13 protein-coding genes are annotated in these 11,333 nt (G+C 69.8%); 9 read left to right on the forward strand and 4 right to left on the reverse strand.

The window, feature by feature from the left end; translation table 11 throughout:
* Positions 1-19: 19 nt before the first annotated feature.
* Entirely contained in the window at positions 20-811 is a 792-nt protein-coding gene (locus ACSQ2D_RS09245) for an amino acid ABC transporter permease (RefSeq protein WP_435985659.1), read from the forward strand.
* 17 nt (positions 812-828) lie between these two features.
* Positions 829-1,578: an amino acid ABC transporter ATP-binding protein gene (locus ACSQ2D_RS09250; protein WP_435987839.1), complete on the forward strand. Its 750-nt coding sequence runs from the start codon at positions 829-831 to the stop codon at positions 1,576-1,578.
* 141 nt (positions 1,579-1,719) lie between these two features.
* Here ACSQ2D_RS09250 and ACSQ2D_RS09255 read toward each other — a convergent pair whose 3' ends face one another.
* Positions 1,720-2,043 carry a hypothetical protein gene (locus ACSQ2D_RS09255; protein WP_435985660.1) on the reverse strand — a complete coding sequence of 108 codons (324 nt, stop codon included), beginning with the start codon at positions 2,041-2,043 and terminating at the stop codon, positions 1,720-1,722.
* Between the two features lie 255 nt (positions 2,044-2,298).
* On the opposite strand from ACSQ2D_RS09255, the gene ACSQ2D_RS09260 reads away from it, so the two are divergent.
* Entirely contained in the window at positions 2,299-2,937 is a 639-nt protein-coding gene (locus tag ACSQ2D_RS09260; RefSeq protein ID WP_435985661.1) for a DUF4203 domain-containing protein, read from the forward strand.
* Positions 2,938-3,095: 158 nt separating this feature from the next.
* Here the strand turns inward: ACSQ2D_RS09260 and ACSQ2D_RS09265 are convergent, their stop codons facing one another.
* Both ACSQ2D_RS09265 and ACSQ2D_RS09270 read right to left on the reverse strand, forming a co-directional pair.
* Positions 3,096-3,644 (reverse strand): DUF1062 domain-containing protein, encoded by a 549-nt coding sequence (locus ACSQ2D_RS09265; protein WP_435985662.1) that lies wholly within the window; start codon positions 3,642-3,644, stop codon positions 3,096-3,098.
* A gap of 219 nt (positions 3,645-3,863) precedes the next feature.
* A complete protein-coding gene (locus tag ACSQ2D_RS09270; RefSeq protein ID WP_435985663.1) occupies positions 3,864-4,466 on the reverse strand; it encodes a TPR end-of-group domain-containing protein in 603 nt (200 codons plus the stop codon).
* 289 nt (positions 4,467-4,755) lie between these two features.
* Between ACSQ2D_RS09270 and ACSQ2D_RS09275 the strand changes: the two genes are divergently transcribed.
* The 6 genes from ACSQ2D_RS09275 (at position 4,756) to ACSQ2D_RS09300 (ending at position 10,060) form a co-directional block, all read left to right on the forward strand.
* Positions 4,756-5,355: an alpha/beta fold hydrolase gene (locus tag ACSQ2D_RS09275; protein WP_435985664.1), complete on the forward strand. Its 600-nt coding sequence runs from the start codon at positions 4,756-4,758 to the stop codon at positions 5,353-5,355.
* Between the two features lie 39 nt (positions 5,356-5,394).
* A protein-coding gene (locus ACSQ2D_RS09280; RefSeq protein WP_435985665.1) for an IS3 family transposase occupies positions 5,395-6,572 on the forward strand; the annotation gives its coding sequence in 2 pieces (ribosomal slippage) (positions 5,395-5,679 and positions 5,682-6,572; 1,176 coding nt in all).
* Positions 6,573-6,622: 50 nt separating this feature from the next.
* Positions 6,623-6,877, forward strand: coding sequence for an alpha/beta fold hydrolase (locus tag ACSQ2D_RS09285; protein WP_435985666.1), 255 nt, complete (start codon positions 6,623-6,625; stop codon positions 6,875-6,877).
* A 248-nt stretch (positions 6,878-7,125) separates the two neighbouring features.
* A complete protein-coding gene (locus tag ACSQ2D_RS09290; RefSeq protein WP_435985667.1) occupies positions 7,126-7,824 on the forward strand; it encodes a class I SAM-dependent methyltransferase in 699 nt (232 codons plus the stop codon).
* A gap of 156 nt (positions 7,825-7,980) precedes the next feature.
* Positions 7,981-8,688, forward strand: coding sequence for a VOC family protein (locus ACSQ2D_RS09295; protein ID WP_435985668.1), 708 nt, complete (start codon positions 7,981-7,983; stop codon positions 8,686-8,688).
* A gap of 223 nt (positions 8,689-8,911) precedes the next feature.
* The gene (locus tag ACSQ2D_RS09300; RefSeq protein ID WP_435985669.1) at positions 8,912-10,060 is read left to right on the forward strand and encodes a glycerophosphodiester phosphodiesterase family protein; all 1,149 of its coding nucleotides are present in this window, start codon (positions 8,912-8,914) and stop codon (positions 10,058-10,060) included.
* 21 nt (positions 10,061-10,081) lie between these two features.
* On the opposite strand, the gene ACSQ2D_RS09305 is transcribed toward ACSQ2D_RS09300, so the two are convergent.
* Complete coding sequence (locus tag ACSQ2D_RS09305; protein ID WP_435985670.1) at positions 10,082-11,320, reverse strand: MFS transporter; 1,239 nt, start codon at positions 11,318-11,320, stop codon at positions 10,082-10,084.
* Between the last annotated feature and the right edge of the window lie 13 nt (positions 11,321-11,333).

The raw sequence follows: 11,333 nt of genomic DNA on the forward strand, positions 1-11,333 counted from the left end.
CCACCGAGAGGAGGGCCGGATGGACATCCTGACCACGTTGCGGGAGACGTTCTTCGACCTCGACGCCATGCGCGAGGCGCTGCCCGACCTGCTGCGCGTCGGCCTGCCCAACACGCTCATCCTGGCCCTCACCTCGGCGGTGATCGGCACCGTGCTCGGCATGGTGCTCGCCGTCTGCGGGCTCTCGCACCGACGCTGGCTGCGCTGGCCCGCGAGGGTCTTCACCGACGTGTTCCGCGGGCTCCCGGCTGCCGTGACGATCCTGCTCATCGGGGTCGGCCTGTCTCCGGTGGGACTGCAGATCTGGGGTCCGAACCCCTACCCGCTGGGCATCCTCGCGCTGTCGCTCATCGCGAGCGCCTACATCGGCGAGATCTTCCGGTCGGGCATCCAGAGCGTCGACGACGGCCAGCTCGAGGCGGCGCGAGCCCTGGGCTTCAGCCGGCCCTCCGGGATGCGGCTCGTCGTCATCCCGCAGGGGGTGCGCCGGGTGCTCCCGGCCCTGGTCAACCAGTTCATCGCCCTGATCAAGGAGTCCTCGCTCGTCTACTTCCTCGGCTTGCTCGCCAGCCAGCGCGACCTCTTCCGGATCGGGCAGGACGCCGCGGCCAACACCGGCAACCAGTCGGCGCTGGTCCTGGCCGGGCTGTTCTACCTGCTCATCACCGTCCCGCTGACGCACGTCGTCAACGCCGTCGACCGCCGGCTGCGTGACGGCCGACGCGCGGACGGCGCCGCGCGGCCCGACGACGTGGGCAGCGACGACCGACCGGCTGACGCGCCGCTCGCCCTGACCCAGGAGGCACGATGACCCCCGGCAGCACGACCATGACCGACACGCCTGCCACGGTCCGTGGGGTCGCCGTCTCCACCCGGGACGTGCACCTCTCCTTCGGGTCGAACCAGGTCCTGCGCGGCGTCGACCTCGACGTGCCGGCGGCGACCACGGCCTGCGTCATCGGGCCCTCGGGCTCGGGCAAGTCGACGCTGCTGCGCGTCGTCAACCGGCTGCTCGAGCCAGAGCGGGGAGACGTGCTCCTCGACGGCCGGAGCGTGCTGCGCGACAACCCCGACGAGCTGCGCCAGCGGGTGGGCATGGTCTTCCAGCACTTCAACCTCTTCCCGCACAAGACCGTCCGGGCCAACGTCACTCTGGGACTGACCAGGCTCAAGGGGCTCTCGAAGGACGCGGCGGCCGAGCAGGCACAGCACCACCTCGAGCGGGTCGGCCTCGCCCACAAGGCCGACGTGCGCCCCGGCAACCTCTCCGGGGGTCAGCAGCAGCGGGTGGCCATCGCCCGGGCCCTCGCCATGGAGCCCGAGGTCATGCTCTTCGACGAGGCGACCTCGGCCCTCGACCCTGAGCTCGTCAAGGGAGTCCTCGCCACGATGGCCGACCTCGCGTCCGAGGGGATGACGATGCTCGTCGTGACCCACGAGATGGGCTTCGCACGGTCCGTGGCGCAGCAGGTGCTCTTCATGGACCACGGACGGGTCGTCGAGTCGGGGGAGCCCGACCAGCTCTTCCGGGCCCCGCAGACCGAGCGGCTCCAGCGCTTCCTCTCGCAGGTGCTCTAGACGTCGCGCGCCGGAGATCACGAACCCCCCGCGCGGTCGCTCTTGTGGACGCAGCACGTCCGTTCCCACTGTCAGGACGACACTCACCGTGCCCGCCCGACGTCTCCCCTCGCGCTCGCTCGTCTGGCGCGACGTCCCGCCCTATGCGGCCGGCGGGAGGAGCTGTGCCAGGGCGTCACCCATGCGGTCCCGGCTGCCACCGTCGCGCCCGATGTTCCCCAGGCCGAACTGCAGGTTCGAGGACAGCGTCACCTGCACGGTGCCCGGAGTGACCTCACGGATCCGGGCAGTGACCTTCTCCCCGAACGAGAGCACCATCCGCCCTGCGGTGAAGACGAAGATGCCGGTCGCAGCATCAGAGGAGAGGTGCTGCATCCCCGCGCGGCGCGCTGCGTCCTCGAGCGCCGTGACCGCCTCGCCGGTGCTCGCCCGGAAGGTCATCGACCGCGTGTTCCTCGTGCTCATCTCACCGCTCCCTCACCCGACGCCATCCGTGGGTCCGCGGCGGGTCACACTCCATGGTCGGCCCGACTGCAGCCCTTCCGCGCGTAGGACGAGACTAGCGAGACGACGACGGCGCGGGCGGTGCTTTCGGGTGCACCGACGTCAGGGACCGGACGGAGCGGCGGTACGTACGGTCCAGCGCCACCGGACCGTGAGCGTGGCCCCTAAGTGCTGCGTTCGTGCCCGGGCCGACGAGCGGGAGCCCTACATTGGGGCATGGCAGACATCATCCTGGGCCTTTTCGCCATCATTGCCGGTGGTCTCATGCTCTTCGCCGGACAGCTGCTGCTGCGCTTGGTCCTCCCCATCTGGGGCTTCTTCGCCGGATTTGCTTTCGGGGCAGGACTCTTCGCTGAGCTTGCCGATGAGCGTGTCCTCGGCACCGTGCTGGGTTGGGTGGCGGGCTTCGTCTGCGCCCTGATCTTCGCCCTCCTCGCATACCTCTACTTCGCGGTGGCCGTCGTTCTCGCCATGGCTGCGTTCGGTTTCGCGATCGGTTCGGGCCTCGTCGTCGCCCTGGGCATCGACTGGAACTGGGTTGCCGTGCTGGCGGGCATCGCCGTCGGCGCCGTGCTCGGCCTGGTGGCGGTCATCGGCAACCTGCCGATGATCGTGCTGGCTGTCGTCAGCTCGATCGCCGGGGCCGTCAGCGTCGTCGCCGGTCTGATGCTGCTGGTGGGCACGATCGACTCCGCCGACTTCACCCGGGGCAACTTCACGCAGGCGGTGCAAGCCAGCTGGGGCTGGTACGTGACCCTGCTGGTGCTTGCCCTGGTCGGCATCGTCGCCCAGACCCGGCAGCGGCTGGCGATGCGCCGCTCCATCCAGGAGACCTGGTACGTCGAGAGTCGCTGACGGGGGACCCTGCGCCTCGGGCGCCGCGGTCGCGGACATTCGGCGTCGTCGGCGTGGCGTCAGCCGGGTGAGCGGCTCCGCCGCCGTGCCGAGCACCAGATCGAGACGCCACAGCGAGGCTTGCGACGTCTTCGTCGCCGGCCAGACGGTCGGACGAATCAGCGCTCGAGTGTGAATGCAAACTCTCCGGAGCGTTTGCCGTTCAGGCGGACACCGGATCTCAGCCTGCCCTCGGCGATGAGCTTCTCGACCTCGGGCCGCGAGAGGCCGAGGCCCTCGGCGATCAGTCGTATCGGCCGGACCGGGATCGGCGCTGCGAAGCGCACGACGACCTCGGCGTCCTCATCCACCAGGTCAAGCGGTTCAGAGGTGTCGAGGCGCCAGGCGTTGTCCCAGTCGAGCGCGACCCGGTTACGTCGCCGCACGGTCGGATCCGCAAGCAGCTCGGCCGCCAGATGGGGGTCGTTGTGGTGCAGGCGGTCCAAGAGCTCATGCCTCACCGCCCGGACGTTGATCCGTTCAAGCACCGTGAGCTTCGTGGTGTCGCCGCAGATGGTGCACAGGGCCAGGAGCCAGGAGTCGAGCAGCTTGTGGTTGGCGTTGACGCGGAACTTGCCGCTCGTGCGAAACCGTTCGGAACCACAGGCGTGACAGCGTCGGACGATGGTGGGCAGGCAGGTGGGTACGACGACCCAGATTCTGGGCACAGAGATGCACCGGTTCCCGTGAGAAGTTCGAAAGCGAAAGGAGCGCGACGCGCATTCGCGTCGCGCGACGAATCAGCGCTCGAGAGGTCTCACAGGTGGTGCATCGGCAGGTCCTTGGCGGTGGCTACTGGGTTTGCCGCACCGTAGCAACGCGACGAAGGACCGCTCCATCGGTTTTCAGGGGACCGTCGGCCTGGCCTCCCAGCTGGCAGCCCTCGATCACTGCTCGCCGACGAGCTCCTTGAACTCTGGTTCGTCACGGATCGGAACGAAGTCGGCGTCGGCGCGTGCATCTGCCCGGTACTTCTCCGAGGCGTCGATGGCGTGCCGGAGATGACGTATCGCCTCGGCCGGGCGGCCGCGGAGGCTCTCGCAGCAGGCCAGGTTGTAGGCGAGCATCGGATACCCGGGGTTGGCGGCGACGGCTTCCTCGAGTCGAGCGCTCAGCTCGTCGTGCTCGCCTTCGTCGTAGAGCGGTCTCAGCGGTGCCCACAGCTCCCAGCCGGTCGCGTCGTACGCCTTGCCCGGTGTGCCGTCGAAGACGAGGACGGTGGTTGCCGGCTCGGCCGCGACGGCTGTGCGCCGGGTGCCCTGTCTGGTGAACACGAGAGTGCCAGGGCTCGCTTCCACGCGTTCGTCCTCGAGCTCGAAGACCGCTCGCCCGCTGACGACGACGAAGAGCTCCTCGGCCGGCTCGGAGTCCTCGTCGAACTCGTTGATGATGGCGTCACCGTCAGAGCCCACCCATGCGGTCACCCCGAAGCTCGTGATGCCGAAGTGGTGCCGTACAGGCCGATAACGACCCGGACCGTCGGCCAGCACGTCGATCTCGTCCAGTCGTGCGACTGCGTACCCTCGCTGCGCGTCCGCAGCCTGTGTAGACGTTGCCATCCACACACGCTAGGACCGCTTCCGGACGACCGGCGTCCGGGACAAGGTTCACGTCGGGTGCCATTCCCGTGCGGGCACCAGTCGTCCTGCAGCGGCACGCAAACGGCGCCCTGCCCTGCTAGGGCCAGAAGTCGCCGAGCTCCAGCCGACGGGACCGTGCACTGCTGGGGCCCGTTCAGGAGCGTGTCCGCGTGCTGGGCCGTCGCGGTACGGTCACCGGGTGCCGGGTCACATCGACATACCTTCCGACGAGTTCGTCACGCTCGACGGTGTCCGCTTCCACTACCTCGACTGGGGCGGCGACGGAGACCCGCTGCTGCTGCTGGCAGGACTGGGCGGCACCGCCCACGTCTTCGCCGAGCTGGCCCCGCACCTGAGCGACCGGTTCAGGGTGCTCGCCCTGACCAGGCGCGGGCACGGCCTGAGCGACCGGGTCGAGGGCGGCCACGCGCTCGCCGACGCTGCCGAAGACGCGCGACGGCTGCTCGACGCCCTGGGCATCGAGCGTGCCCACGTCGCGGGGCACTCGATGGGAGGGGGTGAGGTCTCGGCCCTGGCCGCTCGTCATCCCGGACGCGTGGCCAGCATCGTCTATCTCGACGGGGCCTACGACTGGGCCGACAGCCCCACACCGGAGTGGCCGGAAGAGGCCGCGAGCCCGGAGCGGTTCGCCTCGTACGAGGACTACGTCGACGTCGTCCACTCATTGCTCCCCGACGACATCCGGGGACCCGCCTTCGACGCGATGCTGCGCACCTCCGTGGAGACCCAGGAGGACGGGTCAGTGGTGGGGACTGCTGCACGGATAGGTGACATCTGATCTGCGTCGATGTGTGTCGGCGCTGGAAGGATGTGCACCATGCCCAAGGCGTTTCCCAACGAGTTCCGCGAGGACGTGATCCGGGTCTTCAAGGAGTCGGATGCCTCCGTGGCCCAGGTCGCGAAGGACTTCGGCATCTCGCCGTCGTGCCTGAAGCGGTGGCTGACGATCGATGAACGACGCTCGGCCAGCGCTGCGAGCCCGGCCCGGACCTCCAATGAGTCCGAGGCGCTTCGGGAGGCGAACAAGCGGATCAAGCTTCTCGAGCAGGAGAACGAGGTCCTGCGCCGCGCGGCCGCCTATCTCTCGCAGGCGCACCTGCCGGGAAAATGATGTACCCGCTCGTCCGCGAGCTCGCCGGCGACGGGATCCCCGTCACGGTGACGTGCCGGGTGCTGAAGATCGCCCGCCAGCCCTACTACCGCTGGCTGGCCAACCCGATCACCGACACCGAGCTGACCGCGGCCTACCGGGCGAACGCGTTGTTCGACGCCCACCGCGACGACCCGGAGTTCGGCTACCGGTTCCTGCTCGACGAGGCCCGCGACGCCGGGCAGGCGATGGCCGAACGGACCGCGTGGAAGCTGTGCTCGCAGCAGGGTTGGTGGTCCGCGTTCGGCAAGAAGCGCGGCCGCAACGGCAAGACGCCGGGACCGCCGGTGCACGACGACCTGGTCGAGCGCGACTTCACCGCGCCCGCCCCGAATCGGCTGTGGCTGTCCGACATCACCGAGCACTGGACCGGCGAGGGCAAGCTCTACCTGTGCGCGATCAAGGACGTCTACTCCAACCGCATCGTCGGCTACTCGATCGACTCACGGATGAAGTCCTCCCTCGCCGTCGCAGCCCTGGACAACGCCGTCGCCCGACGCCACGCTGACGGCGCGGACGTGGCCGGATGTGTCCTGCACACGGACCGCGGGTCGCAGTTCCGGTCCAGAAAACTGGTCCACCAGCTCCACCGTCACGGCATGGTCGGCTCGATGGGCCGGGTCGGGGCGGCCGGTGACAACGCAGCCATGGAGTCGTTCTTCGCGCTGCTGCAGAAGAACGTCCTGAACCGTCGCGCGTGGGCGACCCGCGAGCAGTTGCGGATCGCGATCGTCACCTGGATCGAACGCACCTATCACCGCCGCCGGAGACAGCCTCGGCTCGGGCGGTTGACCCCGGTCGAATACGAGTTGATCATGACGACAACCGCCACGCAGGTGGCCTAACCGAAACTGTCACCCGTCCGTGCAGCAGACCCGTGGACACGTTCTCCTCCGTGGCTGCCGCGCCGTTCGTTCAGGCCCTTAAGGCGTTCCGTCATCCCTACTCCGACATCACCGCACCCGCGCTGGCGATCTACGCGCTCGGGGACCAGTGGCAGGGGCCGGAGGCGATCTGGCGGGTCGCGTGTCGTGACCGCTTCGCCGCAGAGACGGCGGATGCCCACGTCATCGAGCTCCAGGCCAGCCACTACCTCTTCATCGACCGCCGTGACGACGTGCTCGCGGCGATGCGGGCGTTCCTCTCGTAGCGGTCACCCCGTTCTGCGAAACGCGTCGCCCGCCGCCGCCCTCCGTGCGCGAGGTCAGCGGTCGCACCTGCCGCCGAGCGGCGGTGCCGACGAGGGCCGGTGGCCGAGCAGGTCGGCGGCCTCGTCGAGAACGACGACATGAGAGTGCCGGGACCGGAGGCGCCGGGCGGGCACCGTGCCTTTCCCTGTGCCAACGTTGGTACGTCGCTCCCGGCCGGGGGGGGGGGGCACCCAGGGAAGAGGGACGTGTGCGGGCCGACCACTACGACAGCTTCGCCGAGAGCTACGCGAAGGCCAACGAGACGGGCCTCTTCAACGCCTACTACGCACGACCGGCGATGGTCGAGCTGGCCGGCGATGTCGAGGGGCGTCGCGTGCTCGATGCCGGCTGCGGCTCCGGGCCCCTGTCCGAGGACCTCCGCTCGCGGGGCGCCCACGTGAGCGGGTTCGACTCGAGCCAGGCCATGCTCGAGCTGGCACGGCAGCGCCTCGGCGCGGAGGCGGACCTGAGAGTGGCCGACCTCAGCCAGCCTCTGCCGTATGCCGATGCAACCTTCGACGACGTCATCTGCTCCCTCGTGCTGCACTACCTCGAGGACTGGACGGCGCCCTTGGCCGAGCTGCGGCGCATCCTCCAGCCAGGAGGACGCCTCCTCCTGTCGGTCAACCACCCACGCATCCTCGAGTCGAGCGACCCCGATGCCGACTACTTCTCCGTCACCCGCTACTCGGAGGAGTACCTCTTCGACGGCCGGCCCGCGGTGCTCACGTACTGGCACCGGCCGCTGCACGCCATGAGCGACGCGTTCACCGAGGCCGGCTTCCGCATCGCCGTCATCAGCGAGCCCCCCTTCTCGCTCGACACCCCACGAGACCTCCTCCCACCGGACATCGGTGGCCGGACCGCCTTCATCTGCTTCCTCTTCTTCGTCCTCGAGGCGCACTGACGTCCAAGCCCGTTCCCGGCGCGATCGGTGGTGGTCAGGCACCCGCGCCAGACGGGTGGTGGCCGACGTGCCGCGGGAGGGGTGTGCGGTGCGCTCGGAAACCGTGCTGCCTCTCCGGGGCACCGAGGGCTGGTGTCGCGGCTAGGGTCCCCGTGTATGGACATGCTGAAGAGCGCCCAGATCGCCGAGGCCGGCCTGACCGACTGGCGCAAGCTGGCCCAAGGCCTGCACGCCCGCTACCTCGTCGACGACTTCGGCACCGGCGCTCGGTTCGTCGCGGCGGTGGGCGACGCGGGCGATGCCCTCGGCCACCACCCCCGCGTGTCCATGGGCAACGGTGTCGTCGACCTCAAGCTCGTCAGCGACGACGCCATCTACCGCGACGACGAGGGCACCGAGCACGTCGTCGAGTGGGTGACGCAGCAGGACGTCGACCTCGCGCGACGGATCACCGAGATCGCCGCCGACCACCACCTCGATGCCGACCCGGCGTCGGTCAGCGACATCGAGCTCGGGCTCGACACGACGCGCTCGGCGACCATCGCCCCGGTGTGGGCCGCCCTGCTGACCGGCAGCGCCGACTCCCAGGGTCGCGGGACGCCCAGTGACGAGATCCGGGACGCCACGAGACGTGTGCCGAACCTGTGGTTCGGTGACGCCGACGAGCAGGACTCCCCGCGCCAGCGGTTCCACGTCGAGGTCTACGTGGCGCCCGAGGTGGCGGACGAGCGGATCGCCGCCGTCCTCGCTGCGGGCGGGACCGTCGTCGATGACAGCGACGCGCCCGGGCTCACCGTGATCGCCGACCAGGACGGCAACAGGGGAGTCCTGTGCGTCGACGTGTCCGCTGCCAGGAAGGACTGAGACGCCGATCCTCGTGACGCGCGGCCGGCCCCGCGCGCCTCACGACGGCAGCGACGAGAGCGGCTCGGGGTCTCACCGTCTGCGCCCGCTCCCGATCGCCCGACCGATGTCCGGTTCGTCCGTTCGGCGAGGGTTCACGCAGACGCCACGTCGCGGGCACCCCGGCCGGGCGGGAGATCCATAGCGTCGAGGGGCCAGCCCAGCCCCGAGTGAAGGATCTCCGATGCCCGTACGCCGTCTCCTCGTCAGCATGGCACTCGCCGGACCCCTGGCCGCCCTGACCCTCGGCCCCGCCGTCGCCGCCGGAGGCGCCGGGGCCAGCGGCGCCGTCGCCGCCATCACCCCCAGGGCTGCCGTCACGCTCGAAGGCGCGGGGGAGTCCGGCGCTCGCGCCGTCCTGCCGCAGAAGACGCACTTCGACCTTCAGGCCCACCGCGGCGGCATCGGGATGACGACCGAGGAGTCCCTCGAGGGATTCGCCAAGGCGATGCTCCTCGGCGTCACCACGCTCGAGCTCGACACGCAGGTCACCAAGGACGAGAAGGTCGTCGTCAACCACGACCGCCAGGTCAGCGCCCAGAAGTGCCGCGACACCGCCCCCGTCACGCCCGGCGACCCGATGTACCCCTACGTCGGCAAGTACATCAAGGACCTCACCCTCGCCCAGGTGAAGACGATGGACTGTGGCTACCAGCAGCTGCCCGGATTCCCTGAGCAGGAGCGGGTGCCCGGCTTCCGCATGGTCGAGCTCAAGGACGTGCTCAACCTCGTCGAGTCCTACCGCGCCAAGCAGGTGACGCTCAACATCGAGACGAAGGTGGAGGCCGGCGCCCCCGAGCAGACCGCGCCGCGCGACCTCTTCGTGCGTCGCGTCTACGAGGAGATCCACGCCTCCGGCATCGAGGACCAGGTGACCATCCAGTCCTTCGACTGGGGCGCCCTCAACGTCATGCACCGGCTGGCGCCGTCGTGGCCGCTCGTCGCCCTCACCAACTACGACTTCCTCCAGGTCGGCCGGCCGGGCGCCTCGCCGTGGCTCGGAGGTGTCGACGCCGACGACTTCGGCGGTGACTACGTCGCGACCGCCGCGGCAGCGGTGCCCGGGCTCACGGCGCTGTCGCCGAACTACGGCTTCCCGCAGAACGGCACCGTCGCCGACCCCGGCTTCCGCTTCTACCCTGACCGGGCCATGGTCGACGCCGCCCACGCCAGAGGGCTGAAGGTCATCCCGTGGACCTGCGACGACCCGGCCACGGTCAGCGCGCTCATGGACCTCGGCGTCGACGGCGTCATCACCGACTACCCGAACCGGGTCCGCCGGATCATGGCTGACCGCGGCATGCGCCTGCCCAAGGCGTACGGACCGCGCTGAGCCACACGGCATACGCAGCCGTCAGGCCGTGCGCCGACGGTCGTCGGACGAACGGATCCCGACCTGCGAGAAGACGAGGGCGCAGGCTGCGACGAGAGCCAGCAGGGCGAGCCCGAAGCCGTACTGGGGGAAGACCTTGTCGTAGGTGGCGCCGAGGACGAGGGGCGGGAAGTAGCCGCCGAGCCCTCCTGCCGCGCCGACGAGCCCGGTCACGCTGCCGACCCGCTCCGGCGGCGCGAGGCGGGCGACCCAGGCGAAGACGCCGCCGGTGCCGAGGCCGAGGAAGAAGGCGATGGCGACGAACGAGATGCCGGCCGGCAGCTCGAGCGGCGGCCGGAAGGCCAGGATGATCGCGAGGACGGTCGTGCCGGCCAGCGAGATGGCGACGACCGCGCGCGGGCCGATGCGGTCGGACAGCACACCACCGATGGGTCGAGCGACGACCGCCGCGATCGCGAAGCCGGCCGTGCGCGTGCCCGCTGCCGTGAGGTCGAAGGAGTAGACGTCCTTGAGGAAGGTCGGCAGGTAGGTCGAGAACGCGACGAAGCCGCCGAACGCCACGGCGTAGAGGAACGACATCTGCCACGTGACGGGCAGCTTCAGCGCCGCCGCGAGCTTGGGCACGACCGGGTCGGTGTTGGGCTTCCAGACCGGTGAGTTGCGCATGGCGGACCAACAGAGCGCGGCCGTCCCGACGAGCAGGACGGCGATGATGACGTGCGTCAGCGTGTAGCCGAACCACGTCACCATCCGTGGCGTCAGGGCCGACGACAGGGCCGTGCCGCCCATGCCGGCGCCGAAGACGCCGGTGGCGAAGCCGCGCCGGTCGGCGCGGTACCACGCGTTGACGAAGGGCACGCCGACCGCGAACGTCGTGCCACCGATGCCGAGGAAGAAGCCGAAGAGCAGCATCAGCGGGAAGGACGCGAGGTTGCCGGCCAGTGCGACGAGGAGCACGAAGGGCACGGTGAGCAGCGTCAGCACCGGGAACATGACGCGGCCGCCGTAACGGTCGGTGAGCGCACCGACCGGGATGCGGCCGAGCGAGCCGACGAGCACCGGCGTCGCGACGAGCAGCGCCTTCTGGCTGCTGCTCAGGTGCATCTGCTCGGTGTACCTCACCCCCAGCGGCCCGATGAGGTTCCACGCCCAGAAGGTCACGGCGAAGGCGAACGTCGCGAGGGCGAGGTTCCGGCCCTGGCCGCTCAGCTCGACGTGCGGCGTGGACGGCGTCGATGCGCTCGGTGCGCTCGTACTCATGGCTCTCCTCGAG

This window comes from Terrabacter sp. LjRoot27 (assembly GCF_964254175.1).
In the GTDB taxonomy this organism is placed as follows: Bacteria; Actinomycetota; Actinomycetes; order Actinomycetales; family Dermatophilaceae; genus Terrabacter.

Excerpts from the sequence above, each read along its gene's own strand:
- ACSQ2D_RS09255 (WP_435985660.1), bottom strand. The coding sequence starts at position 2,043 with ATGAGCACGAGGAACACGCGGTCGATGACCTTCCGGGCGAGCACCGGC.
- ACSQ2D_RS09245 (WP_435985659.1), top strand. The coding sequence starts at position 20 with ATGGACATCCTGACCACGTTGCGGGAGACGTTCTTCGACCTCGACGCC.
- ACSQ2D_RS09260 (WP_435985661.1), top strand. The coding sequence starts at position 2,299 with ATGGCAGACATCATCCTGGGCCTTTTCGCCATCATTGCCGGTGGTCTC.
- ACSQ2D_RS09250 (WP_435987839.1), top strand. The coding sequence starts at position 829 with ATGACCGACACGCCTGCCACGGTCCGTGGGGTCGCCGTCTCCACCCGG.
- ACSQ2D_RS09300 (WP_435985669.1), top strand. The coding sequence starts at position 8,912 with ATGCCCGTACGCCGTCTCCTCGTCAGCATGGCACTCGCCGGACCCCTG.
- ACSQ2D_RS09295 (WP_435985668.1), top strand. The coding sequence starts at position 7,981 with ATGGACATGCTGAAGAGCGCCCAGATCGCCGAGGCCGGCCTGACCGAC.
- ACSQ2D_RS09305 (WP_435985670.1), bottom strand. The coding sequence starts at position 11,320 with ATGAGTACGAGCGCACCGAGCGCATCGACGCCGTCCACGCCGCACGTC.